Origin of the sequence: Flavobacterium sp. FlaQc-57, from assembly GCF_044007395.1 — a bacterium.
GTDB lineage: Bacteria > Bacteroidota > Bacteroidia > Flavobacteriales > Flavobacteriaceae > Flavobacterium.
On sequence record NZ_JBIPDA010000006.1, the window covers coordinates 359,027 to 385,421 of the forward strand.

Genomic DNA, 26,395 nt, shown 5'->3' on the forward strand with positions numbered 1-26,395 from the left:
TTCTAAGCTTCAGCTAATTTATTGACAAACTCTAAACGAACACTTCCATCTTCGTCGATTTTCGTCAAACTAATTTCTTGCAATGTATTTACTAATTCAGGATTCCAAGGTGTTTTTACTTTTACGTAATTCTCTGTAAATCCGTGAATGTATCCTTCTTTATTTTCACTTTCGAACAAAACTGTTCTATTCGATCCTAATTGACCTTCATAAAAAGCACGACGTTTTTTAACTGATAGTCCGCGCAGCATTTTACTACGTTTTGCTCTTACGTTTGCCGGAACAATTCCTGGCATATTTGCGGCTTCGGTATTATCTCTTTCAGAATACGTGAATACGTGCAAATACGAAATATCCATCTCGTTTAAGAAATGATAGGTTTCTAAAAAGTGCTCATCAGTCTCTCCCGGAAAACCAACAATAACGTCAACACCAATACAAGCGTGTGGCATTACTTCACGAATTTTATTTACACGTTCCGTATAAACTTCACGTAAATAACGGCGTTTCATCAATTTCAAAATATCATTGCTTCCTGATTGCAACGGAATATGAAAATGAGGCACAAAGGTTCTGCTTTTAGACACGAAATCAATTGTTTCGTTTCTCAATAAATTAGGTTCGATTGATGAAATTCGCAAACGCTCAATTCCTTCTACTTTATCTAAAGCCTGAACTAGATCAAGAAATGTATGTTCGTGTTTTTTATTTCCGAATTCTCCTTTTCCGTAATCTCCAATATTTACTCCGGTTAAAACAATTTCTCTAATATTTTGCGCAGAGATTTCTTTTGCGTTCTGCAAGACATTTTCAAGAGCATCGCTTCTCGAAATTCCTCTCGCCAACGGAATTGTACAATAGGTACATTTGTAATCGCAACCGTCCTGAACTTTCAAGAATGCGCGTGTACGATCACCTATTGAATAACTTCCAACATAAAAATCGGCTTCGGCAATTTCGCATGAGTGTACTTCACCCATGTCATTTTTGCTTAAGTCATTAATATAGTCAGTAATTTTAAATTTTTCCGTAGCTCCCAAAACCAAATCAACACCATCAACAGCTGCTAATTCTTCAGGTTTTAATTGTGCATAACAACCCACCGCGGCAACAAAAGCCTTATCATTAAGTTTCATTGCTTTTTTTACAACCTGCTTAAACTGTTTATCAGCATTCTCCGTAACTGAGCAAGTATTAATCACATAAATATCGGCGATTTCTTCAAAATCAACACGATCAAAACCTTCATCATTAAAGTTTCTGGCGATCGTAGAAGTTTCTGAAAAATTCAGTTTGCAACCAAGCGTATAAAAGGCAACTTTTTTTCTATTTTCCATAGGAATGAACTACGTTTTAAGTAGTAGGATATAATATTTACATCTCTTTTAAAGAGTTTGCAAATTTACGTACAATATTCTATAAAATAAAATCAATAACACACTATATATCAATATTTTGTACCAAGCCTACATTTTAATACACCATAAAAAACTATATACCAAGCCAAATAATCTGTCGATAAATTTTATCTATTAAAAAATCTGATTCTATTTCAATAAGAATAAAATGACAAATTAATCGATTAAAGGCAAATATCATCGATTAAATACATTTTTTTAAGGTTTAAATTCAAAATTTCTTACATTTAACTTTGTTAACATTGTTTTTCCGAAGTAATTTCAATCTTCTAAAAATGCGTTATCTAAAATTGTATTATTTAAACAATAATTCACCCATAACAATTTTGATTTTCCCTCGTTATGTTGTTGTTTTGTTGTTGTAAAAAATGGGCAGGCCGAAAACCAGAAAGAGTAGGCAAAAATTATAAATTAAAACTCCATATGAAGGCATTTTTACCCACAATCTGCTTGATGTTCTTAACTCTCTTTAGTGCGCAAGCGCAAACTAATACTGCGGCTGCTAATCCGTTTCCTACTATTAGTACGTTGACAACTTGGGCAAGCTTAAACTCTCAGTCTCAATTTGATATTGCAATTCGTGCGGTTGGATTTAAATTTGAAGTAAAAGAACCAAGTGAGGGCTCTACTGCTTATACTTATATTCGTAAAGTAACAGTAAATGAAGTAAATTATACTGATAGAATTGTTTACAGAATTACTAACAATAATTCAGCAAGTATCATTTCATTAGTAACGGCTTCTACTGATTTAGTAAGCTTGTACACGCCTCAATTGGCAACTTTCAAAAATAATAACTGTAAAACTGAAATGTCTAAAGACAAAAACACAACTTGCAGCTGTTACGAAAGTGCTAATTTCGCTATCGATCTTTGCGATGAACGTGTAAAATTGACAATGGGTGACGGAAATAAATATTTTATTTCTGTAGCTAAAAAATAATATCTAATATTTTATTAGAACCTTCGAGTTGTTTTCCAAATCTTTGCAAGTCTTAAACGAGATAAGTTTACAAAGATTTGGAACGCATTTCTTAGAATTTACTTATAAGTTTGAATTTCTTAATTCGAACCAAACCTGCAAATCTCCTTCGTATTCAAAAGAATTTACCAATTGCATACCAAGCTTTTCTAAAATTTTTCTTGAATTTTCATTTCCAGCATCTGCATAAGCATACAGTGCTTCTACTTTCATTACATTAAAAGCGTAATCTATAAAAGCTTTTCCGGCTTCTGTTGCATATCCTTTTCCCCAATGTTTTTCGATGAAACGATATCCAATTTCATAAAAATCTTTATGGTTATTGATTTCATTGGTGATGAATTTTATTCCTGACCAACCTAAAAATTCATTGGTATCTTTTAAAATGACAGCCCAGCGACCAGTTCCAAAATCTTTATATTGCTGATGAATGAATTCAATATAAGCTCGCCCCTGATCAATATTCGTGATTGGCTTTTTCCCAACATATGTGTGTACATTGGGATTAGATTCCAATTCAAACAATCCCACGTCATCTGTTGGAATAAATTCTCTTAGTAATAAACGTTCTGTTTCAATTGGTTCCTTCATCTTAGATAAATTAATTCAAAATATAGCGTTGTACAACTTCTGCAACACCATCATTATTATTAGACGCAACAATTACATCGGCTCTGTCACGTAATTCCGGCGTCACATTATCAACCCAAACTCCAAGTCCGGCATATTCAATCATTGTCAAATCATTTCCTGCGTTTCCTACGGCAATAATTTCACTTTGGTGAATGTTTAGTTTTTCAGCCAAAAGTTTCAAACTTGCGGCTTTATCAATTCCGTTTTGCGCCGCCTCCAGAAAAAAAGGTTTTGACATTGCAATACTCAAATCCGGCATTGTTTGTTTCAAATCTTCTTCCAGACTTTTCAAATAAGACGGTTCTGCCAATAAAATACATTTTACTGCAGGTCTATTCACTACTGCTTTAAAATCCGGAACTTTATTGTGTGGCAATCCGGTGATTTCTTTTTCAATTTCGATATACTCTGAATCGGTTTCACTTATAATTTCACCATCAAGATACGTAATAATATGCGTTTTCATTTTTACGCTATAATCGTATAAATCGTGAATTTGCTGAACCGTTAATTGTTGCTCAAATAAAATAGTATCATCTTTTACACTACTGATTATAGCTCCATTAAAGGAAAGCATATAAGAATTATTCAAATCTAATTCTAACTCTTTTGCATAAGCTGTCATTGCTGATGTTGGACGGCCTGAAGCCAAAACTACATAAACACCTTTTGCCTGAGCTTCAAGAAGTACTTTTTTATTTAAATCTGAAATTTTATGATCGTCGGTCAACAAGGTATCATCCATGTCGAGCACCAGCATTTTATATTGCATGTTTTTTAGTTTTCAGTTTACAGTTGCAGTTTACAGTTCTCTACCGAGACTAAAGACTGAGACTATTTACTATACTTTAAAGACTCATTCTAAATTCTTCAATTACTGGATTTGCTTTTGCAAAATCTGTTTCCTGAATAAATACCTCAACAGCTAAATCAGAACCGCCATAACCCGCCATACGAGCCGATTGAATATTATCTTTTTTATTTGTTTCTATTCCTGCTTCTTCTAATCTTTCTTGTAAAGCAATGGCTAAAACTTCACTTCCTGAAAACACCTTCATTAATCCCATAACATTTTATTTTTTATAGTTATTCTAATATTTTTTTTAATTGATTTTGAAAATCATTGTTTTCATTCATAAAGCTATGCTCCTGATTTTTTAAGGGATAAAAATGACCTTTATCTGTCAAAAGTCGTTTTAATCGTACTGAGTTTTCATAAGGAATCAATTGATCCTCCATTCCGTGAAAAATAAAAACCGGTGCTTTGACTTTAGGCAGATATTCATAAGTTTCTAAACTAAATTTCTTCATGAAATCCGGAAAAAATGGCACTCTACTACTCGACAATTCAGTAAAACTATAATAAGGAGATTGCAGAATCAGAGCTTTTGGATTATTTTCAGAAGCTAAAATAGTAGCAAGTCCTGAACCAATTGAATAACCTGCAATAATAATCTTATTTTCAGGATATCGCTTAATCAATGTTTTATAAGCTATGGAAATATCTTTGTTTAATTGTTCTTCATTTTCAATTTCACCCTCACTTTTACCAAAACTTCTGTAATCTAAAATAAAAATATCATATCCTAAATTAGTATATACTTTTGCAATTTTACCCCAAGTTTCTAATGTTCCTGCATTTCCATGAAGATAAAAAACTAACCCTTTTGGATTTTCTGCTTTAAACAAAAGGCCATTTAAATTTATACCGTCAAAGGATTTTATGTTTAATTCTTCAAACTTTTGCTGATAATCAAACCTATAATCTTTAGAAAGCCTGGAACTTAAAAAAACCATTCCAACCTGATTAAAATAAACATAAGAGACAACAACCACATAAATCACAACAAAAAATGCCAAAAGCACAATCGAAAGAAATTTAACGGTTTTCAATATCTCCATAAATCAAATTTTAATTTAGTTTCTAATCTTACTTTCAATATCACTGTAAACGGAGACAGAAAACAGGTACTTTATTTATTCTTCCTCTTCAATTTGATCATCCTCTTCGTCAAGTTCTTCTTCCCCTTCTTCATCCATATCAAACAAATAAGGTTCTAACATCATTTTATCTGCTAAAATCTCGATACGTTCTGTCAGGTTTTCAGCAAAAATAATACGTTGAGTCTTTGGGATACTGTTTGAAATACGCATGATTTTAGTTTCGTGACGTAATTTCAACATTGGATCTGCATCGTCGATAATAAACATCTTTAAACGGTTTACATTATAACCGGCAGTTGTAAACATATCACTCAATTTGTTAGGTGTACCAATTAGAACATCTATTCCTGTTGAAATATAATTTTTATCATAATCTGTGTCTCCTTTGTCATGAACACCATAAACCTCAAGATTAGTATATTTTCCGTACTTCTCAAAAAGTGCTTCCATTTCTAATACTTTAGCTTTGTCTTCAACAAAAATCAAAGCGCGCGGCGATTCTTCTGTCTGTCCTGCTAATTGCTGAATCACATTCAATACAATTGTTGTCGACTTTCCGCTTTTTGCCGGAGAAAGAATGATACAGTCTGCACCACTTTTTATAGTCGAAAAGGTTTCTTGCTGCAAAACATTTGCTTCTGTTAAACCATTTTCAATTAAAGCGTCTTGTAACTTCTCGTTTATTTTTTTTAGTTTCATCTGTTTTTATTCTTTAAGCTTTAAGCGATACGCTTTAGGCAAAAATTAATTCTATTATTTAACAGCTTAAAGCCTAAAGCTTAAAGCCTGCTGCACGAAGTATCTATTTACTTGCAAACATTTTTACGTCGGTTTCAGAAATCTCATTTCCTCCTAAGATAATTAATCTTTCCACTACATTTCGCAGTTCACGGATATTTCCTGTCCAATCGTATTCCTGCAATAATTTTATGGCTGGTGCCGAAAATACTTTTACGGCATTTCCTTGTTCCGAAGCGATTTTCTCTGTAAAGTGCATAATCAAAGCCGGAATATCATCGCGTCTTTCATTTAATGGCGGAACTTTAATCAAAATAACAGCTAAACGATGGTACAAATCTTCACGAAAACGACCTTCGGCAATTTCTGTTTTCAAATCTTTATTGGTTGCAGCCACAACACGAACATCAACTTTTATATCTTTCTCTGCTCCAACTCTGGTAATCATGCTTTCCTGCAACGCACGTAATACTTTGGCTTGCGCGGAAAGACTCATATCACCAATTTCATCTAAGAAAATAGTTCCTTTGTCAGCCGCTTCGAACTTTCCTGCACGATCTTTAACTGCTGATGTAAAAGCACCTTTTACGTGTCCAAACAATTCACTTTCGATCAATTCACTTGGAATAGCAGCGCAGTTTACTTCAATTAAAGGAAAATTAGCACGTTCGCTTTTTTCATGCAATTGATGTGCAACTAATTCTTTTCCGGTTCCGTTTGGTCCCGTAATTAAAACTCTGGCTTCAGTTTGTGCTACTTTATCAATCATCACTTTTATATGATTAATTGCTTCACTCTCCCCTACCATTTCGTAGTTTTTGCTGACTTTTTTCTTTAGAATTTTATTTTCAACGACAAGCTGTTTTTTATCTAAAGCATTACGAACTGTATTCAATAAACGATTTAAATCAGGTGGTTTTGAAATATAGTCAAAAGCGCCCAAACGCATTGTATGAATTGCCGTTTCCATGTCTCCGTGACCGGAAATCATGACCATTGGAATTTCTGGTTTGATTTTTTTTGCTGCTTCTAAAACCTCAACACCATCCATTTTTGGCATTTTGATATCACACAAAACCAAATCGTAATCGTTGTTTTTTATTTTTTCAAGACCTGCAACACCATCTTCAGCTTCATCAACCTGATACGCATCATTTTCTTCTGATAAAATTTTTACCAAAACTCTTCTGATCGATGCTTCGTCTTCTATAATTAGTATTTTACTCATTTCTTTTCTTAAGGTTCAAAGTCGCAAAGGTTCAGAGGTACAAAGTTTAAAATCTTTGTGGCTATTGTTACCTTTTAACCTGTTATTAGTAATATCTTTTTTATGCTTAGTATAATTCTTAAAGTTATTTATTCTAAAGTTACTAAAAATTCAAAAGCTTTGAACCTTTGTCACTCTGAACCTTTGTACCTCTTTGAAGACTAATACTTCAGCCATCTATACAATTCTTTCCAGGTTGGCTTTTTGCCATACATTAAAATACCAACTCGGTAAATTTTTGCAGCGAACCAAACCACAAGAAAAAAGGTAGCAAACAATAATGATACCGAAATCGCAATTTGCCACCACGGCACTCCAAACGGAAGTCTCATTAACATTACGATTGGCGATGTAAGCGGAATCATCGAAAATACAACTGCAACAGTTCCGTGTGGATCATTTACAACGGTAAAAAAACCAATGTAAACACTTAAAATAAGTGGCATTATAATAGGCAAAAGAAATTGCTGAGAATCTGTTTGATTGTCAACTGCTGCTCCAATTGCTGCATAAAATGAACTGTATAAAAAGTAACCTCCTATAAAATAAATTACAAATCCAATTAAGATACTTGCAATAGGTAAATTCCATAATTCGCTAATATACATTTGTGCTGATCCTGAAAACTCTTGTTGCGCGCTGTGCATTAATTCTGGCGGAATTTTTGCCGTTGGCCCAACATTTACACCAAAAAACGCCGAAGCTGCAAACATTAATCCCATACCAATTATCGCCCAAATCATAAATTGTAACAATCCTGCAAGTGAAGTTCCGACAATTTTACCAATCATTAACTGAAATGGTTTTACTGACGAAATAATGATTTCAATAATTCGATTTGTTTTTTCTTCAATAACACTTCGCATTACCATATTTCCGTAAATGATAATAAACATCATAATTAAGTAGCCAAATGCACCACCAATTCCGATTTTTATCTCGTTTAATCCTTTTAAACTTTCTTCTCCAGACGCTTTCGACAAGTGGATATTAACATCGGCCTGAGCTTTTTTAATTGCCAATGTATCCAGCTTCGCCTTTTCTAAATTAAGTTTTGTAATTTTTTCGCCAATAATATTCTGTGTCTTCTCGATAAAAACGATACTCGGACTATTATTAGAAATAAACTCAATTTTACTTTCTAAATCTTTTAGATTATTTGTTTTTGGAATAACAATCAATCCATTAAAACTTTCTTTGGTTATACTGTCCTTTAAAGCTTTTACATCAATTTCTGATAAGTTAAGATATTTAAACTCCCCATCTTTCTTATTCTGTTTTACAAAATCATCAGCAAACAAACCCGTTTCGTCATGAATGGCAATTTGTTTTGTTTCGGCTTTCATTGAACTCAAATAACCGATAAATCCTGCAATTGCAACAAACAATAACGGACTCAAAAAAGTCATAACAACAAAAGATTTATTGCGGACTTTTGCAATAAACTCTCTTTTTATAATTAATGAAATTATACTCATTTTTTAGATTAGTTAGATTTTTAGACTTCTTAGATTGTTAGCTTTTTTTTAATTCCCAGAGCTAGTCTAAAAATCTAAGAAGTCTAACGATCTAAAGATCTATTCCGTTACTGTTTGAATAAAAATATCGTTTACACTTGGAATTTTTTCTACAAAATGCGTCACTTGTCCGCGTTGTGTTAAAAGATGCAGTAATTCATTTGGTGCTGCATTTCCAATCTGAATATCTAGTTTTAAATCATCATTTAATGATTTAAAACTAGCTGGAGAAACGGTAAACTTCTGCGTAATGTCATACATTAATCCTTCTACATTATCTGTCAAAATACCCACTTCAAAACTATTTGTTTTAAATTGGCGTTTTACATCAACCAGTTTTCCTTCTATTAATTTATTCGATTTATGAATTAAAGCAATATGATCGCAAAGCTCTTCTACACTTTCCATTCTATGCGTCGAAAAAATAATTGTTGCGCCTTGTTCTTTCAATGCCAGAATTTCATCTTTAATGACATTTGCATTTACGGGATCAAAACCTGAAAAAGGCTCATCAAAAATCAATAATTTAGGTTTATGAAGTACACAAACCACAAATTGAATTTTCTGTGCCATCCCTTTCGAAAGCTCCTGAATCTTTTTATTCCACCAACCTTGAATTCCTAAACGATCAAACCAATATTCTAATTGCAATTTTGCTTCGGCTTTAGAAAGTCCTTTCATTTGCGCCAAATACAAACATTGCTCACCTACTTTCATCGAAGTATACAAACCTCTTTCTTCAGGAAGATAGCCAATATTCTGGACATGTTTTGGCTGTAGTTTCTCTCCATCTAAAATTACTTCACCACTATCCGGCAATGTAATTTGATTGATGATTCGTATAAGAGAGGTTTTTCCGGCTCCATTCGGGCCTAATAGCCCATAAATACTGCCTTTTGGCACATTTAATGAAACTTCGTTAAGCGCTACATAATCACCGTATTGTTTTACGACTTTATGTACTTCGAGTAAGTTGCTCATGCTATTTTTAAGATTTTCTGCGTCAGTTTGACCTTTATGGTATTGCGTGTGTAAAAGTAAATAATTCGTAGCGAAACTTTATACTATTAATACAAAAAACCCATTCTAATTTGCACTAGAATGGGTTTTTAAATTTATTATTTAAACATTTTAGAAAAGTTCAGCTTATGAAAACATATCTTTTACTTTTTCGAAAAATGATTTTTCAGTTTTTTCAGGACTTGGAACGAAATGTTCGTCGTTTAGAGCATTTTCAAAAAATTGTTTTTGCTCTTTATTCAACGTTTTTGGAGTCCAAACATTTACGTGAACCAATAAATCTCCACTTCCGTAACCATTGATACTTGGAATTCCTTTTCCTTTTAATCTTAAGATTTTTCCGGATTGAATTCCTTCTTCCAACTTAATACGAACTTTTCCGTTAATAGCTTCGATATCTTTCGAAACTCCTAAAACAGCTTCTGGAAAACTAATGTATAAATCGTAGTGAATATTTTCACCTTCACGTTTCAAAAATTCGTGTTCAAGTTCTTCTATCGCTACAATTAAATCACCAGGAATACTATTTCCGGGAGCATCGTTTCCTTTGTTCGAAACTTTCAATTGCATACCATCAACAACACCAGCAGGAATTTTGATCGATACTGTCTCGTCTTCCAAAACCATTCCTTGAGCATCAGCTTCAGAAGGTCTTTTATCTAAAATCTGACCTGAACCTCCACATGTAGGACAAGTTGACGCAGACTGCATTCTTCCTAAAATAGTATTAGTTACACGCATTACCTGACCTTGACCATTACAAGTCGAACAAGTTTTGTATGTTACTCCTTTAGCCTGAACTTTACGTTTAACTTTTACTTTTTTCTCAACACCATTAGCAATTTCTTCTAAAGTCAATTTAACTTTAATTCGAAGATTGCTTCCTTTAGCGCGACGAGGGCCTCCGCCACCGCCACCACCGAAGCCACCAAATCCACCGCCAAAAATGTCACCAAACTGGCTGAAAATGTCATCCATATTCATACCACCATGGCCACCACCGCCAAATCCGCCAGAACCATCAAATGCTTGATGTCCGTATTGATCGTATTTCGCTTTTTTTTGCGGATCGCTTAATACTTCGTAAGCTTCTGCTGCTAATTTAAAGTTTTCTTCTGCCTCTTTGTCGCCTGGATTTTTATCCGGGTGATATTTTAGCGCACTTTTACGGTACGCTTTTTTTATTTCGACAGCATCAGCACTTTTTGAAATGCTTAGTATTTCGTAAAAATCTTTTTTCATAATTGAATAAATTCCAAATCTTAAAATTTCAAATTTCAGTTATTAAACTCCTGAACTTCAAAACATTTTATTTGCATTTTTTAGTTTCCGGTAACAACTTTAGGGAAACGAATAATCTTGTCTCCTAATTTGTATCCTTTTTCAATAACATCAACAATTTTCCCTTTTAATTTCTCAGACGGAGCTGGAATTTGGGTAATTGCCTCAGCAAAATCAGCATTAAAAGCATCTCCTGCTCTTACTTCAATTTGCTCTAATCCTTTAGAAACCAAAGTATTTTTCAACTTTTCGTGAATCAACTCAACTCCTTTTTTCAGATTTTCATCATCAGATTTGTTGATTTCTACAATTGCTCTATCGAAATCATCTAAAACAGGAAGCATCGCTAACAAAACGTCTTGATTTGCTGTTTTAAATAAATCGATACGTTCTTTTGAAGTTCTTTTTTTGTAATTTTCAAATTCAGCAAATAGTCTCAAAAACTTATCTTTTTCTTTTGCCAAGTCTTGAGCCAATTGCTCTTCAACACTTAATTCTTCAACAATTAATTGTTCACCGTTGGCGTTGTTCTCTAACGTTACATCATCTAATTCCTGATCGAACTCTGTATTTTCCGTAGTCATATTACTTTTATTTTTAAAAATATTCTTAAACTTCATTTTTTATTCTTTCTGTTGGATTGCAAAAGTACTGCCAAACCTTTCAAAATGTCAAATTGTCACTTTATTAAAACTGAGCCACTTAAAAAAACAAATCAGGCTTTTAAAATTTAGTATAATTTTAAGACTATTACGTTTTAGTTTAAAGTATATTTGAGTCTAAATTATTACCTACCAAAATTGAATTTAAGGGTTTAGCCTCGGCTTTATAAATAATTATTAATTCAAGTTTACCTTATATTAAAAAAAGCTTCGCCTATTTTAGACGAAGCTTTTTTTTATGCTCTTAATTTTTAAATCCTCGAAGGCCTTTGACAAATAATTAATAACAATTGTTATTTTTTTTGCACGGGCGGAGGGATTCGAACCCCCATCAACGGTTTTGGAGACCGCTATTCTACCCTTGAACTACGCCCGTAACTTAAGGCCGCAAATTAAAGGCTTTTTTTTCTTTTCCACCAACTATTTCAAGCAAATTTCAAAAAGATTTAAGCTAATAAATACCCACAAACTACTAACACAATCACATCCAGAGCTTTGTGAATTTTGCATTCTCTAATCAAAACAAAAACTTTGCGAAATAACCGCTAAGGCCGCTAAGACTTTTAAAAGTATGGTTTTATAAAAACAAATCCCGAAGTCTCGGGACGCAAAGCTTTATGTTGATCTGGCCTTGTGTCCCGAGACTTCGGGATGTATTATCTATGAGTGAAGTAAAATCAAATCTTATCACACTTTGCGTTAAACTCTTATGACAACAAAGCAGCTTTTAAACCTTCAAAATCAACAGAAATTTGTTCTCCTGAAACTAAATTTTTAAGCGAGTACGTATTTGATGCCATTTCCTGTTCTCCTGCAATTACTGCAAACGGAATTAAGCGCTTATCTGCATATTGAAATTGTTTCCCCACTTTTACATTATCAGGATACAATTCTACTTTTATATTTTCTTTTCTCAACTTCTGAATGGCTTGTGAAGCATACAAAGCTTCTGCATCTCCGTAATTGATAAATAATGCTTTTGATGTTGCCGCTACAGTATCCGGAAACAATTGTAACTCTTCTAAGACTAAATAAATACGATCCAATCCAAAAGAGATTCCAACGCCACTCATATTTTTTAAGCCAAAAATACCAGTCAAATCGTCATATCTTCCACCGCCTCCAATAGAACCCATCGAAACGGTTTTTGGTGCTGCAACTTCAAAAATTGCCCCAGTGTAATAATTTAAACCACGAGCTAGAGTAACATCAAGATCTAAAGTTGCTGTTGACAATCCTAAAGTTGCCACATTGTCACAAATAAATTTCAATTCCTCTACACCTTTCATTCCTTCTTCTGATTCTGCTAATAAATCTGAAAGTTGTTTAATCTTATCTACAAAAGTTCCAGTAAAACTAAAAAGTGGCTGAACTTTAACTAATGCTGTTTCAGAAATTCCTTTTTCAATCATTTCTTTCTTTACACCATCTTCACCAATTTTATCAAGCTTATCAAGAGCAACTGTAAAATCAATCAGTTTATCCGATGCTCCAATAACTTCAGCAATTCCAGATAATATTTTTCTGTTATTAATTTTAATAGTTACACCTTCTAAACCCAGAGACGTAAAAACTGTATCATACAATTGAACCAATTCTACTTCCTGCCACAACGATTTCGAACCTACAACATCGGCATCACATTGATAGAATTCTCTATAACGTCCTCTTTGTGGTCTGTCAGCTCTCCAAACAGGCTGAATTTGATATCTTTTAAAAGGAAATTCAATTTCGTTTTGATGCTGAACTACGTATCTTGCAAATGGAACTGTTAAATCGTAACGCAATGCTTTTTCTGAAATTTTTCCGGTAAATTTATTCAACTCAATTCTTTGGCTCAAATCAATTGTTTCAGCAGAATTAACTTGTAGAGATTCTATAGATTCCGGTAATTCAATCTTATTTTTATTAAAGAAAAAATTACCTGAGTTTAGTATTTTAAAAATCAAACGATCGCCTTCTTCTCCATATTTCCCCATTAAGGTATCTGAATTTTCAAACGAAGGAGTTTCGATTGGCTGAAAACCAAATTTCTCAAAATTACCTTTTATAGTCTGTATAATATATTGACGTTTTGACACCTCTGCAGGCGAAAAATCTCTTGTTCCTTGTGGTATACTTGGTTTTGAAGCCATTTCTTTTAAATTATTAGATTTTGGGATTTTTAGATTATCCGATTTATTTTTTAAATCTTATAATTTAAAAATCTACTTATAGATTAATTGTCCCGACAGCTATCGGGATTAGAATATTCGATTTCTCTTAAATTCTAATCGAATGCAAATATCTTATTTTTTAAAATAAATATTGGCAGTTCGAAAACAAACTTGTAACAAAAAACGTATTTTCGTGACAAATTGGTCATGATGCTAAAATTATTTAAAGAAAATATCCGAATTGCTTTTGGTTCTATCAAAACACAATTATTGCGTACTATTCTTACCGTATTAATTATTGCAATTGGAATTACTGCCTTGGTTGGAATTTTGACTATTGTAACAGCTCTTGAAAATACTGTTTCGACTAATTTTGCTTCGATGGGGGCTAATACTTTCAACATCAATCAATACGAAAACAATCTTAAAAATCGTGGTGGAAATGAACGCGAAATTATAAATCCGATTATTTCTTATCCTGAAGCAGTAGCTTTCAAAAACAAATATAAATACCCTTTTACAGAAACTTCTCTTTCATTTACAGCTACATCAAGTGCTGAAGTAAAATACTTAGATCAAAAAACTGATCCAGAAATCACTATTCTTGGTGTCGATGAACATTATATCTCAAATTCAGGTTTAGAGACCACTTCCGGACGTTCGTTCAATCAGTTTGATATCGAAAACAATACATACTCTTGCATTGTAGGTTCTGATTTCGAAAAAGGATTACTAAAAGATGTGAACCCAATTGACAAAATTATTTCAATTCGTGGCGCCCGCTTTAAAGTTATTGGAGTTTTAAAAGAAAAAGGTTCCACTTTTGGACACAGTCAGGATTTACGAGTTTTGATTCCAATTCAGGTGGCACGTTCTTTATTTACTGCTCCAAACATTAACTATACAATAAGTGTGATGGTTTCTAAAAAAGAACTTTTAGACGAAGCCATAGATAATGCAACAAGCACCATGCGACGTGTACGCAAATTAAGTCCTGTTCGTGATAACAATTTCGGAATTGGACGAAGTGATGATTTGATCAACAGAATTCTAGGAATTACCAAATATTTGGGTTGGGCTTCCTGGATCATTAGTATAATTACCATTTTAGGTTCATCGATTGCTTTAATGAATATTATGATTGTTTCAGTTACAGAGCGTACGAGAGAAATTGGTGTTCGTAAAGCGCTTGGTGCAACTAAAATTACTATTTCAGTACAGTTTTTTATAGAAACTTTACTAATTGGACAAATTGGAGGTTTAGTTGGTATTGTACTCGGAATCCTGATAGGTTTTGCGTTTGCAACTGCAATGAGTTTTGCGTTTGTGATTCCGTGGATGGCAATTTTTGCCGCTTTTGCAACCAGCTTTACAGTTGCGATTGTTTCAGGATTGTATCCCGCAATAAAAGCCTCAAAACTTGATCCTATTGAAGCATTACGTTACGAGTAGTTTTTCAGTTTTCAGTTTTCAGTCTCAATTTACAGTGAAAACTGAGACTAAAAACTGTAAACTAGACAATCCCCTTCGTCATTCGATCATTATCGTAGATATCTTTTCTAAGCTCTATCTTTTTAAAATTCAATTGCTCAAGTAAATCAATCATTTCTTTTCCTAAGTATTGATTGATTTCAAAGTACAGCTGCCCGTTTTCTAAAAGATTTTTTTTAGCCAATTCGGCAATTTTTCTATAAAAAATCAAGGCATCGTTATCTTCAACAAAAAGCGCTAAATGCGGTTCATAATCCAGTACATTCTTTTTAATTTCTTCTTTTTCTAAATTGCGAACATAGGGCGGATTTGAAACTATAATATCAAAATTACATTTCAATTCTTCCGTATTTAAAATATCCTGAAGCATAAAAGTAACATCTACTTTATTTCTAATTGCATTGCGTTTAGCCGTTTCAATCGCTTTTTTAGAAACATCAATACCATAAACCTCTGCATTGGGAATATTTTTTGCCAATGAAATTGCAATACACCCGCTTCCGGTTCCGATGTCTAGAATTTTTATCTTTTTAGGTTTTTGAGTTTTTGCGTTTTCATTAACAATCCACTCCACCAATTCTTCCGTTTCCGGTCTCGGAATCAATACATTCTCATTTACTTCGAATTCTAAACCGTAAAAATGAGTTTTCCCTAGTAAATACTGAATCGGAATCTCTTTTTTTAATTGATTTAAAAGTGAATCCCAAACAACAAAATCCGTTTCTGCAAAACTCAATTCATGATTTAAAGCCAAATCAATCTGACGAAGTTTATGTTTGTCTTCTAAAATTAAATAGAAAAAACTCTCCGCTTCGTACGCATCGTAAAAAGGTGATAATTCTTTAATAAATTCTGTACGATATTGTTTGATTTTCATTTTGGGTATTTGTGCATTATTATTTAGCTAAAGCCAATAGTATTCAACATAAGTATAGTAAAACAAAAAATGTTACATATTTACATTACAAAACTTTCAACATCCAAACCGGACAAGAACTATGCCCAGTATTTCCAATTGGAGCATCTAAATATTCAAAACCTGATTTTTTATATAATTTTTGAGCAGCATGCATAAATGGCATAGTTTCTATATAACATTTCTCAAAACCAAAATCTCTTGCCTGTTGCAAACATTTCTCCATCATTGTAGATCCAATTCCTAAACCACGAGTTTCTGGTAAAAAATACATCTTCTGTAATTCGCAAATCTCCGGAGCACCATTCTCCAAAGGAGCAATTCCGCAACAGCCAATAATTTCACCTTCCTTTTCAACAACAAAATAAACTGACTTTGGCTTATTATATTCTTCAAACATCAAATCTAAATATGCATCTTCATATGCAGTTCCCACTTTTGGGATTTCCATTTCATCAAAAACCGATCGTATTAACTGAGCAACTGCCTGATTGTCTTTTTTCTCAATCGCTCTGATCATCCAATTTTCCATATTTCTTTATTCGTATAACTTAATTACAAAAGTAAAAATAGTTTTCTGATAGTTCCTTAACTACACCAAAACTATCGGGATTAAACTCAAAAATAACTACTTTTGTACTGTGAATATACATGAAAAATACATAAAACGCTGTATCGAACTTGCGCAAAATGGGTTCGGAACTACATATCCTAATCCGATGGTTGGGAGTGTAATTGTTTACGAAAACCAAATTATTGGTGAAGGCTGGCATAAAAAAGCCGGTGAACCACATGCCGAAGTCAATGCTATTCGATCTGTAAAAGACAAATCATTATTAAAAAAAGCTACTATTTATGTTAGCTTGGAGCCTTGTAGTCATTTTGGTAAAACCCCACCTTGCTGTGATTTAATTATTGCAAATGAAATTCCGAATGTCGTTGTCGGAACAGTTGATCCCAACGAAAAAGTAGCAGGTAACGGTATTAAAAAACTAATTGCGGCCGGAGCCAATGTCATTGTGGGCGTTTTAGAAAATGAATGCAACGAACTCAACAAACGTTTTTTTACTTTTCATCAAAAAAAGAGACCTTATATAATATTGAAATGGGCAGAAAGTCAAGATGGCTTTTTGGCACCTGAAAAAAAAACTGATCAGGAACGAAAACCTGTTTGGATTACAGACACATATTCCAGACAATTGGTTCATAAATGGAGAAGTGAAGAACAAGCTATTTTTGTAGGCACACAAACCGTTGTTGATGATAATCCGAAATTAAATACCAGAGATTGGTCCGGAAACAATCCTGCAAGAGTTGTTCTTGATCAAAACAATCGCATTTCTAAAGAAAGTTTTATTTTTGATAACAGTGTCAAAACCATAGTTTTCACAAAATCAGGAAACAACCTTTCAACAGAAAACACTACCTTTGAAGTAATTGATTTTAATCAAAATATAATTCCTCAAATTTTAGCTGTTTTGTATCAAAATCAAATTCAGTCAATAATTATAGAAGGCGGTTTACAAACTTTACAATCTTTTATCGATCAAAACATTTGGGATGAAGCCCGAATATTTATTGGAAAAACTACTTTTAATAAAGGAACAAAAGCTCCAGTTCTACAAAAGAAAACGACGACCAAAACTTATATTCAAAACGACGAATTAATTAACGTTAGAAATCATGATTGATACTATAATTTTTGACTTTGGAGATATTTTTATCAATTTAGACAAACAAGCCACCATTTCAGGATTGCAAAAATTAGGCATGACAGAATGGAATTCAGAATTTGATCGTTTGAATCTTCTATTCGAAACAGGAGATATTTCACATGAGGATTTTTTGTCCGGTTTTCAAAAAGAACTCCCAAATGCTTCTGTCGAAGAAATTCTGGAAGCGTGGAACGCTATTCTAGCCGATTTTCCGTTATACAGGTTAGAGTTTCTACAAATGCTTTCTAAAAAATACCGTCTATTTCTATTAAGCAATACTGATTCTATTCATATTGAAACTTTTGAATCCAAAAGCGGCATTTCGTTTTACAGCGATTTTTATCAATGTTTTGAAAAAGTATACTTTTCTTTTGAAATTGGAATGCGAAAACCAAATCCTGATGTTTTTCAATACGTAATTAAAAAACACGAATTATCTCCAAAACGCACTTTGTTTGTTGATGATAAAAAAGAAAACACAGATGCAGCCGCAGCTTTGGGACTTCATGTTTGGAACTTACAAGTAGGCCGGGAAGATGTTGTCGATTTATTTGACAAAAAAATCATATAGTCTTTAAATATCTTTTACCTCAAAGAGCGCAAAGGTTTTATCTGTAAAAGAATACAATGTTCGCAGGGCTTTGTGATAAAAAATAATTCGTGTAGATTCGTGAAATTCGTGACAAAAATCATTAAACATAATTTAGAAATTTACTTTTGGAATATAACGACACTTACAAAACCATTGCTTTCGAATCTGAAGAAATATTATTTAAAGAAAAAGGCAGCAAGTTCTTTGGCTACGCTTTTCCTATAGAAAGTGAAGATGAAGTAAAACCAATTATAGAAGGTTTAAAAAAACAGCATCCGCATGCGGTACACTATTGCTACGCATATCAATTAGGCACAGCACCAAAAATATCATATCGCGCCAATGACGATGGAGAACCAAGCAATACTGCAGGAGCTCCAATTTACGGCCAAATACAATCTTTTGGCTTAACAAACGTTCTTGTAGTTGTAGTTCGTATTTTTGGCGGTGTAAAATTAGGTGTCGGCGGATTAATTGCTGCTTATAAAACAACAGCACAAATGACGCTGGAAGTTTGCGAGATTATCGAAAAAACGATCGATGTTCACTTTTTAATCTCTTTTGATTATAAAAACATGAACAAAGTAATGCGTGTTATAAAGGAAAAAAAACTGGAAATTACGTCGCAGAAAATGGAAATTGACGAAGTTTCCGGGCTACCAATTGGCAAAATTATCACAAAAACGCGCAAAAAAAATGCCGAATCAGTATTCGACATTTTTGATTTAATGTTTGAAATCGATATTAAAATTATATAAATTATTAGAAAAACACCCCTCGTTTTAACAATTATACAAGTGTTTTAAATAATTCTAAAATATAATCTGGAGGAGCAGTTGGACGACCTGATTTTAACGAAATAAATACTAAAATAAACACTGCAGTTGTTAATAACTCATTTGCCTCATTATAGATTGCGCAGTCGAATTCAATCTTAACATTAGATTGACTTTTGAAAGTAGTATGAATTATTAGAAGCTCATCATAACGCGCCGATTTTTTATAGTTTATTTGCATTGAAACAATCGGCAATCCGATACCACTTTCTTCCATACTTTTATATGAAATCCCTTTGTTTCTAAGCCATTCCACGCGCCCAATCTCGAAATATGGGACGTAATTTCCGTGATAAACAACTCCCATTTGATCAGTTTCTGAGTAACGAACACGCACTTGCGTTTGATGATTTTTCATTATTTATAGATTAAAAAAATTAAACTTCCTAAAGTTCACGTACAACATTTTTTTATAAAATTAGACCCCAAAATATTTTTTTTTACAGAAATTTGTTCACATATTTGTTATCCCGAAATACGGAATAAAATTGCTCCCTTTTTATTAGGAGAATCTTTATTAATAATAAACAAACTTATTTGAATCTATGACTAAAACTGCTCAATCGGTATGGGAAAACTGTTTGTCTTTTATAAAGGACAATATTCAAGATCAAGCATACAAAACTTGGTTCGAACCAATCAAATCAGTTGAGCTAACCGACAACGCGTTATATATTCAAGTACCAAGTAAATTTTTCTACGAGTGGTTAGAAGAACATTACGTAAAATTATTAAAAGTTGCGCTTACCAAAGAACTAGGAAAAAACGCAAAGTTACTCTATAAAATTAAAATGGAGAACACTTATGGTAATAAACAACCGTTTACCGAACAGTTGCCAAGTGCCAATAGAGTGCCAATGAAACCGCAAGAGGTTGATGCTCCGTTTAAAAACTTAAATCCTGAACTTAAAAATCCGTTTGTAATTCCTGGAATTAGAAATCTAAAAATTGAGTCGCAATTAAATGCGAACTACAGTTTTGACAATTTCTTAGAAGGAGATTCAAACCGTTTAGCTCGTTCTGCAGGTATGGCTGTTGCCAATAAACCTGGAGGAACATCATTTAATCCGTTATTGATTTTTGGTGGAGTTGGTTTAGGAAAAACACACTTGGCTCATGCTATAGGTGTAGAAGTAAAAGATAAATATCCTGAAAAAACGGTTTTATATATTTCTGCCGAAATTTTCACACAACAATATATTGATTCGGTTAAAAAGAATAATCGTAATGATTTCATTCACTTTTACCAATTGATCGACGTTTTGATTATTGATGACGTTCAGTTTTTATCTGGAAAATCAGGAACTCAAGATGTATTTTTTCACATTTTCAACTATTTACACCAAAATGGTAAACAGGTAATTTTGACTTCGGACAAAGCTCCTGTTGATATGCAAGATATCGAACAACGTTTGTTATCTCGTTTTAAATGGGGATTATCTGCAGAGTTACATCAGCCAGATTATGAAACTCGTATTTCTATCTTGAAAAACATTTTATATCGTGATGGTGTTGAAATGCCGGAAGATATTATTGAATACGTTGCACGTAATATTAAATCTAATGTTAGAGAATTAGAAGGTGCAATTATTTCATTGATCGCTCAATCTTCTTTCAATAAAAAAGAAGTTACAATTGAGTTGGCAAAAAGCGTTGTAGAGAAATTTGTAAAAAATGTAAAGAGAGAAATCTCTATCGATTATATTCAAAAAATTGTATCAGACTATTTTCAGTTGGACATTGAAACGCTTCAATCTAAAACTCGAAAGAGGCACGTTGTTCAGGCGAGGCAATTGGCCATGTTTTTTGCAAAGAAATTCACTAAAGCTTCTTTGGCAAATATTGGTTCACAAATTGGAGATCGAGATCACGCTACCGTATTACATGCTTGTAAAACAGTTGACAATTTAGTTTCTACAGACAAACAATTCAAAAAATTTGTCGAAGATATCAACAAAAAATTAACGCTATAAACGCGAATCATGCCAGTAAAAGTTTTAATGGTTTGTTTGGGAAACATTTGTAGATCACCTTTAGCAGAAGGTATTTTAGCATCAAAATTACCCAAAAATAATTTCATCGTTGATTCGGCTGGAACAGGATCTTGGCACGTAGGTCATGCCCCTGATAAAAGATCAATTGCTGTTGCCAAAAAAAATGGTTTAAATATTGAAAATCAAAAAGGAAGACAGTTTAAAATTACTGACTTTAATGATTTCGATTATATCTACGTAATGGATTCTTCTAATTATAATGACGTCATAGAACTCGCCAAAACAGAAGAACACAAAAACAAAGTCCATCTTATTTTAAACGAATTATTTCCAAACGAAAATGTAGATGTTCCCGATCCTTACTTTGGTGCAACTAACGGATTTGATAATGTTTATCAAATGCTAAACGAAGTAACGGAGATAATCGCAAAAAAACTCATCGAAAAGCATTCATAATTTAATTTGTATTTCAATTGTTATTATATAATTGAAGTACTTTTTTTGTTTTTAACTATAAAATACCTCAAAATGAAACTTCTAGGAAAACTATACTTAATTCCAACTACAATGGGCGAAAGCGATCCGATGGATGTTTTGCCACAAACCGTAAAAAGAAGTATCGATTTTATAGATCATTATATAGTAGAGAATGAAAAAACGGCGAGAAAATCAATAAAAGCGGTCTCTCCAGAGAAAAAGCAATCAGAACTTATTCTTTTCACACTTAATAAACGTACTGAACCAAGCGAACATTTAGATTTCATCAAACCTCTGTTAGAAGGAAAAAATGTTGGTTTAATGAGTGAAGCAGGTTGTCCTGGTGTTGCTGACCCAGGTGCTGTGATTGTAAAACTGGCACATGAAAAAGGAATTCAGGTTGTACCTTTAGTTGGCCCATCTTCTATATTATTAGCAATGATGGCTTCTGGAATGAACGGTCAAAGTTTTACTTTCAACGGATATTTACCAATCGATAAAGACGAAAAAAAATCAGCTTTAAAGCATTTTGAAAAATTATCTCAAGATAAAAATCAATCTCAAATCTTTATTGAAACACCTTATCGAAATAATAAGTCAGTCGAAGATATTTTGCAAATTGTAAATCCGTCAACGCATCTTTGTATCGCAACAGATATTACACTTCCAACAGAATTCATTAAAACAATGCGTGTTGCCGATTGGAAAAAATTAAAAGTTGACCTTCATAACAGACCAACTATTTTTATTATTCATAAAATGTAATTGTTTCTTTTATTGAACCACGGCCATTATTTGAGCCGATTTCTTTCTCCAAGTACTATAATTAAACTACTTTTTTTATTCGTAAAAAAATTAGACGAATAAACTTGATGTCTTTTTCCTCTTAAAAAATGATTCACAAAAGTCTTTAAATTAACAATCCATAAAGATATATTTAACTCTTATACATTAGGAAAAGAATTATTTTTATCGAACTCAAAAAAAATTGTTCAAAGCCTTGAACTTTAATGATTTAGCTTTTAAAAAACATCATCAAAAAGGGGAAGAAAAAAGAAACCTTCATATATTTTTAAATCATTAAGATTAACCTAAAAAATTAATATTTTAAAAATAAATATCATGAAAGCATTTCTTATTATTTTATTTTTTTTTAGTTTAACAACGAACTCTTTTTCTCAAGGCGAATATGTTAGCTCAAAAGAGAAAGAAACTAAAATGAACGATTTACCTGCCGTAGTAATCAAAAGTGCAGGAAAAGATTTTTCTATTTATTTACCTGACAGAAATCCTGATGAAAATGTCAGAGCCCTTCAGGAAAAGTTTATTTCCTATAATTTAGGAAAAGACTATGAAGGCTACGACACTTATTTGGTAGTCTTAGAATCCCCACAAGGTTCATTATCTGCAACCTACAATCACAATGGTAAATTAACCAGCGTGGTCGAAAATTATCAAAACGTGCAGCTTCCTGCTAAAGTCATTTACTCTATTTATAAAGATTATCCGGGATGGACAATCGTAAAAGACAAATTTCTTTATACTCAAAAAGAAGGCGATATCAAGAAAAAAGAATACAATTTGAAAATCGTAAAAGATAATGACGTCCGCAAAATTGTAGTCAAACCAACTGGCGAGATTATACAATAAAGTAATTCAAAAGAAGGCATTAAAAGACAACTATTGATAAATAGCTTTTTTTTAGTGCCTTTTTATATTGCTAAAAAACAAAAAAGATCAGATTTATAGTAAAAACGAGTACTTTTATAATTACAATATCTGCAACTATAATTTATGAGCAAACTCCCAAATGTAAGTACTAGTATTTTTACAGTGATGTCTAAAATGGCATCTGAATATAATGCCATTAATCTCTCACAAGGATTTCCAAATTTTCCGGTTGACGAAAGATTAACTGACATCGTAGCAAGATTGGCTAAAGAAAATGTACATCAATACACACCTATGGCTGGCTATCCGCCTTTGATGAATCAGATTGCAAAATTAATTCAGAGTTCTTACAATAGAACCATTGTTCCCGAAACAGAAATTCTTGTTACCGCCGGCGCAACTCAAGGAATTTTCACCACAATTTTAGCTTTAGTAAAAACGGGCGACGAAGTTATTATTCTGGATCCGAGTTACGATTCGTATGAATCTCCTGTTTTGTTGTGCAATGCAAACCCTGTTCGAGTAGCTTTAAATGATGATTATACGCCAAATTGGGAAACGATTGAAAAATCGTGTTCTCCAAAAACAAAAATGATTATCATAAATAATCCTCATAATCCAACTGGGAAAATTTTAACTGAGGACGATTTTCTTCAACTGGAAAAATTACTTTCAAAATATCCTGATCTTCTTGTTTTATCAGACGAGGTTTATGAATATATTACTTTTGAAGAGAAACATATTTCGGCTCATACAAAAAGCTTTCTTTTAGACCGTTGTATCATGGTTTCTTCTTTCGGAAAATCATTCCATATTACAGGCTGGAAAATTGGCTACACCGTAGCACCAGAATATTTGATGAAAGAGATTAAAAAAGTACATCAGTTTTTAGTTTTTAGCGTCAATAGTATTTCGCAAGCCGCGATCAGTCAATATTTAGATATTGTTGATGTGAATCTTTTAGGGAAATTCTATCAGGAAAAACGAGATTATTTTCAAAAACTACTGCAAAATAGTCGGTTTGAGTTAAAACCCTGCGAAGGAACTTATTTTCAAGTTGCATCTTACGCCACTATTTCAAATGATGACGATGTTACTTTTTGCAAAAAACTAATCATCGATCATGGTGTTGCAGCTATTCCAATTTCAACTTTTTACTCAGATCATAAAGATCAAAAATTAATACGTTTTTGCTTTGCCAAAGACAACTACACATTAGAATCGGCAGCAAAAAAATTGTGCGAAATATAAATTTTATTAAAATTTTATAACATTATTATGCGTGCATCCTATTTATTTAATTAATATTGTAATAAAAATAAAAATATGAGCTATACAGATAAAATGTTAAGAGATGACGCTTTAAAAGGTAAAGTCATTGTAGTTACAGGCGGCGGAAGTGGTTTAGGAAAAGCAATGACTAAATATTTCTTAGAATTAGGAGCTCAGGTAGCCATTACTTCTAGAGATTTAGAAAAGCTTAAGAATACTGCAACCGAACTTGAAACTGAAACTGGAGGAAAATGTTTACCGCTTCAATGTGACGTTCGTCATTATGAAGAAGTAGAAAATATGCTTCAAGAAGTTTTGAAAGCTTTTGGAAAAGTTGATGTTCTTTTGAACAATGCAGCCGGAAATTTTATTTCTCCAACTGAACGTTTATCTGCAAATGCATTTGACACTGTTATAGATATCGTATTAAAAGGGTCAAAAAACTGTACGCTTGCTTTTGGTAAACACTGGATTGACACCAAACAAACATCGGCAACTATTTTAAATATTGTTACCACTTATGCCTGGACAGGATCTGCATATGTTGTACCTAGCGCAACTGCAAAGGCAGGAGTTCTGGCTATGACAAGAAGCCTTGCTGTAGAGTGGGCCAAATACGGAATTCGTTCTAATGCCATTGCTCCGGGACCATTCCCGACAAAAGGAGCTTGGGACAGATTATTACCTGGCGATCTTGCTGAAAAGTTTGATATGGCGAAAAAAGTTCCATTAAAACGTGTAGGTGATCATCAGGAATTAGCCAATTTGGCCGCTTACTTAGTTTCTGATTTTTCGGCTTACGTTAATGGAGATGTTATCACGATTGATGGTGGCGAATGGTTAAAAGGTGCCGGACAATTCAATTTATTGGAAGCAATTCCTGAAGAACTTTGGGATCAGCTTGAAATGATGATAAAAGCAAAAAAGAATAAATAATTACAAGTGCTTACTAAATTCAGAATATTTTATTAAAACTATACTGATTGCACGAAATCCCGAAGGTTTTACTTTCGGGATTTTTTTATGTTTTTACCATATAAGTAATATTAGTTCAACGAAGTAATAAATTGTTTAAATATATGTTTGCTTAATTTTACTTCTATCACTTATATGGTTTAATTCGTTAATATTTTTAAACAATTGAGTTAAATTATTATTTTTGCCAAACAAATATATAATATCAAATTTATGCTCATTATTGGAATTGCAGGAGGAACAGGAAGTGGAAAAACTACAGTAGTACACCAAATCATGAACGAATTACCAGACACTGAAGTTGGTGTAATTTCGCAAGATTCATACTATAAAGAAACTACCAATTTGTCGTTTGACGAAAGAGCATTAATCAACTTTGATCATCCTCGTGCTATCGATTTCGAATTACTGGTAAAACATCTTAAAGCCTTAAAAGCTGGCGAAACCATTGATCAACCGGTATACTCTTTTATACAACATAACAGAACTGACGATACCGTTTCAACGCATCCGAGAAAAGTTATGATTGTTGAAGGGATTTTAATTTTGACAAATCCGGAGTTACGTGATCTTTTTGACGTAAAAGTATATGTTCACGCTGATTCTGACGAAAGATTAATTCGTCGTTTGAAAAGAGATATTTCAGAACGCGGACGTGATATTGACGAGGTTTTAACCCGTTACCAAAATACTTTAAAGCCTATGCACGAGCAATTTATTGAGCCATCGAAAGCTTTTGCAGACATCATTATACCAAATGACAAATACAATACCGTAGCAATTGATGTGGTACGTGCTGTAATTAATCAACGAATTTCATAATTTTTATCGTAAATTTA

General features: G+C 32.9%; 27 protein-coding genes and 1 tRNA gene. 12 read left to right on the plus strand and 16 right to left on the minus strand.

Annotated elements, in window-relative coordinates; translation table 11 throughout:
- Positions 1-2 precede the first annotated feature (2 nt).
- Positions 3-1,337 carry a tRNA (N(6)-L-threonylcarbamoyladenosine(37)-C(2))-methylthiotransferase MtaB gene (mtaB, locus tag ACHRVZ_RS18810; RefSeq protein WP_395424421.1) on the minus strand — a complete coding sequence of 445 codons (1,335 nt, stop codon included), beginning with the start codon at positions 1,335-1,337 and terminating at the stop codon, positions 3-5.
- Positions 1,338-1,841: 504 nt separating this feature from the next.
- Here mtaB and ACHRVZ_RS18815 point away from each other — a divergent pair.
- Positions 1,842-2,360, plus strand: coding sequence for a hypothetical protein (locus ACHRVZ_RS18815; protein ID WP_395424422.1), 519 nt, complete (start codon positions 1,842-1,844; stop codon positions 2,358-2,360).
- A gap of 102 nt (positions 2,361-2,462) precedes the next feature.
- On the opposite strand, the gene ACHRVZ_RS18820 is transcribed toward ACHRVZ_RS18815, so the two are convergent.
- The 12 genes from ACHRVZ_RS18820 to hisS form a co-directional block, all read right to left on the minus strand.
- Positions 2,463-2,990: a GNAT family N-acetyltransferase gene (locus tag ACHRVZ_RS18820; protein WP_395424423.1), complete on the minus strand. Its 528-nt coding sequence runs from the start codon at positions 2,988-2,990 to the stop codon at positions 2,463-2,465.
- A 10-nt stretch (positions 2,991-3,000) separates the two neighbouring features.
- Positions 3,001-3,804, minus strand: coding sequence for a Cof-type HAD-IIB family hydrolase (locus tag ACHRVZ_RS18825; protein ID WP_395424424.1), 804 nt, complete (start codon positions 3,802-3,804; stop codon positions 3,001-3,003).
- 76 nt (positions 3,805-3,880) lie between these two features.
- On the minus strand, positions 3,881-4,099 hold the full coding sequence (locus tag ACHRVZ_RS18830; protein ID WP_395424425.1) for a putative signal transducing protein: 219 nt from the start codon (positions 4,097-4,099) through the stop codon (positions 3,881-3,883).
- A 19-nt stretch (positions 4,100-4,118) separates the two neighbouring features.
- Positions 4,119-4,934, minus strand: a complete 816-nt coding sequence (locus ACHRVZ_RS18835) for an alpha/beta hydrolase (RefSeq protein WP_395424426.1) — start codon at positions 4,932-4,934, stop codon at positions 4,119-4,121.
- Between the two features lie 75 nt (positions 4,935-5,009).
- Positions 5,010-5,675, minus strand: a complete 666-nt coding sequence (locus ACHRVZ_RS18840; protein WP_395424427.1) for a DEAD/DEAH box helicase — start codon at positions 5,673-5,675, stop codon at positions 5,010-5,012.
- Positions 5,676-5,778: 103 nt separating this feature from the next.
- Positions 5,779-6,942, minus strand: coding sequence for a sigma-54-dependent transcriptional regulator (locus ACHRVZ_RS18845; RefSeq protein ID WP_395424428.1), 1,164 nt, complete (start codon positions 6,940-6,942; stop codon positions 5,779-5,781).
- Positions 6,943-7,142: 200 nt separating this feature from the next.
- Positions 7,143-8,459 (minus strand): ABC transporter permease, encoded by a 1,317-nt coding sequence (locus ACHRVZ_RS18850; RefSeq protein ID WP_395424429.1) that lies wholly within the window; start codon positions 8,457-8,459, stop codon positions 7,143-7,145.
- Between the two features lie 99 nt (positions 8,460-8,558).
- Positions 8,559-9,479 (minus strand): ABC transporter ATP-binding protein, encoded by a 921-nt coding sequence (locus tag ACHRVZ_RS18855; RefSeq protein ID WP_395424430.1) that lies wholly within the window; start codon positions 9,477-9,479, stop codon positions 8,559-8,561.
- A gap of 165 nt (positions 9,480-9,644) precedes the next feature.
- Positions 9,645-10,760 carry a molecular chaperone DnaJ gene (gene dnaJ, locus ACHRVZ_RS18860; RefSeq protein WP_395424431.1) on the minus strand — a complete coding sequence of 372 codons (1,116 nt, stop codon included), beginning with the start codon at positions 10,758-10,760 and terminating at the stop codon, positions 9,645-9,647.
- 80 nt (positions 10,761-10,840) lie between these two features.
- Complete coding sequence (locus ACHRVZ_RS18865; protein ID WP_041517024.1) at positions 10,841-11,419, minus strand: nucleotide exchange factor GrpE; 579 nt, start codon at positions 11,417-11,419, stop codon at positions 10,841-10,843.
- Positions 11,420-11,766: 347 nt separating this feature from the next.
- Positions 11,767-11,837 (minus strand) — tRNA-Trp (locus ACHRVZ_RS18870).
- Positions 11,838-12,168: 331 nt separating this feature from the next.
- On the minus strand, positions 12,169-13,596 hold the full coding sequence (gene hisS / locus ACHRVZ_RS18875; RefSeq protein ID WP_395424432.1) for a histidine--tRNA ligase: 1,428 nt from the start codon (positions 13,594-13,596) through the stop codon (positions 12,169-12,171).
- 228 nt (positions 13,597-13,824) lie between these two features.
- Here hisS and ACHRVZ_RS18880 point away from each other — a divergent pair, with 228 nt between their 5' ends.
- The gene (locus ACHRVZ_RS18880) at positions 13,825-15,069 is read left to right on the plus strand and encodes an ABC transporter permease (protein ID WP_395424433.1); all 1,245 of its coding nucleotides are present in this window, start codon (positions 13,825-13,827) and stop codon (positions 15,067-15,069) included.
- Positions 15,070-15,130: 61 nt separating this feature from the next.
- On the opposite strand, the gene prmC is transcribed toward ACHRVZ_RS18880, so the two are convergent.
- Both prmC and ACHRVZ_RS18890 read right to left on the minus strand, forming a co-directional pair.
- A complete protein-coding gene (prmC, locus tag ACHRVZ_RS18885; protein WP_395424434.1) occupies positions 15,131-15,985 on the minus strand; it encodes a peptide chain release factor N(5)-glutamine methyltransferase in 855 nt (284 codons plus the stop codon).
- Between the two features lie 85 nt (positions 15,986-16,070).
- Complete coding sequence (locus tag ACHRVZ_RS18890; protein ID WP_395424435.1) at positions 16,071-16,556, minus strand: GNAT family N-acetyltransferase; 486 nt, start codon at positions 16,554-16,556, stop codon at positions 16,071-16,073.
- Positions 16,557-16,665: 109 nt separating this feature from the next.
- On the opposite strand from ACHRVZ_RS18890, the gene ribD reads away from it, so the two are divergent.
- The 3 genes from ribD (at position 16,666) to ACHRVZ_RS18905 (ending at position 19,089) form a co-directional block, all read left to right on the plus strand.
- Complete coding sequence (ribD, locus tag ACHRVZ_RS18895; RefSeq protein ID WP_395424436.1) at positions 16,666-17,715, plus strand: bifunctional diaminohydroxyphosphoribosylaminopyrimidine deaminase/5-amino-6-(5-phosphoribosylamino)uracil reductase RibD; 1,050 nt, start codon at positions 16,666-16,668, stop codon at positions 17,713-17,715.
- Positions 17,708-18,310 carry an HAD family hydrolase gene (locus ACHRVZ_RS18900; protein WP_395424437.1) on the plus strand — a complete coding sequence of 201 codons (603 nt, stop codon included), beginning with the start codon at positions 17,708-17,710 and terminating at the stop codon, positions 18,308-18,310. Before ribD ends, ACHRVZ_RS18900 begins: the two co-directional genes overlap by 8 nt.
- A gap of 146 nt (positions 18,311-18,456) precedes the next feature.
- The gene (locus ACHRVZ_RS18905; protein WP_395424438.1) at positions 18,457-19,089 is read left to right on the plus strand and encodes an IMPACT family protein; all 633 of its coding nucleotides are present in this window, start codon (positions 18,457-18,459) and stop codon (positions 19,087-19,089) included.
- 31 nt (positions 19,090-19,120) lie between these two features.
- Here ACHRVZ_RS18905 and ACHRVZ_RS18910 read toward each other — a convergent pair whose 3' ends face one another.
- Positions 19,121-19,525 carry an acyl-CoA thioesterase gene (locus ACHRVZ_RS18910; protein ID WP_395424439.1) on the minus strand — a complete coding sequence of 135 codons (405 nt, stop codon included), beginning with the start codon at positions 19,523-19,525 and terminating at the stop codon, positions 19,121-19,123.
- Positions 19,526-19,712: 187 nt separating this feature from the next.
- On the opposite strand from ACHRVZ_RS18910, the gene dnaA reads away from it, so the two are divergent.
- The 7 genes from dnaA (at position 19,713) to udk (ending at position 26,378) form a co-directional block, all read left to right on the plus strand.
- Positions 19,713-21,140, plus strand: coding sequence for a chromosomal replication initiator protein DnaA (gene dnaA, locus ACHRVZ_RS18915; RefSeq protein ID WP_041517015.1), 1,428 nt, complete (start codon positions 19,713-19,715; stop codon positions 21,138-21,140).
- Between the two features lie 9 nt (positions 21,141-21,149).
- Positions 21,150-21,617 carry a low molecular weight protein-tyrosine-phosphatase gene (locus tag ACHRVZ_RS18920; protein WP_395424440.1) on the plus strand — a complete coding sequence of 156 codons (468 nt, stop codon included), beginning with the start codon at positions 21,150-21,152 and terminating at the stop codon, positions 21,615-21,617.
- A 72-nt stretch (positions 21,618-21,689) separates the two neighbouring features.
- A complete protein-coding gene (locus ACHRVZ_RS18925; protein ID WP_395424441.1) occupies positions 21,690-22,403 on the plus strand; it encodes an SAM-dependent methyltransferase in 714 nt (237 codons plus the stop codon).
- A gap of 357 nt (positions 22,404-22,760) precedes the next feature.
- Complete coding sequence (locus ACHRVZ_RS18930; RefSeq protein ID WP_395424442.1) at positions 22,761-23,288, plus strand: hypothetical protein; 528 nt, start codon at positions 22,761-22,763, stop codon at positions 23,286-23,288.
- 144 nt (positions 23,289-23,432) lie between these two features.
- On the plus strand, positions 23,433-24,560 hold the full coding sequence (locus ACHRVZ_RS18935; RefSeq protein WP_395424443.1) for a methionine aminotransferase: 1,128 nt from the start codon (positions 23,433-23,435) through the stop codon (positions 24,558-24,560).
- Between the two features lie 75 nt (positions 24,561-24,635).
- Entirely contained in the window at positions 24,636-25,517 is an 882-nt protein-coding gene (locus ACHRVZ_RS18940) for an SDR family oxidoreductase (protein WP_395424444.1), read from the plus strand.
- 252 nt (positions 25,518-25,769) lie between these two features.
- On the plus strand, positions 25,770-26,378 hold the full coding sequence (gene udk, locus ACHRVZ_RS18945; protein ID WP_041517009.1) for a uridine kinase: 609 nt from the start codon (positions 25,770-25,772) through the stop codon (positions 26,376-26,378).
- The last annotated feature ends 17 nt before the right edge of the window (positions 26,379-26,395 follow it).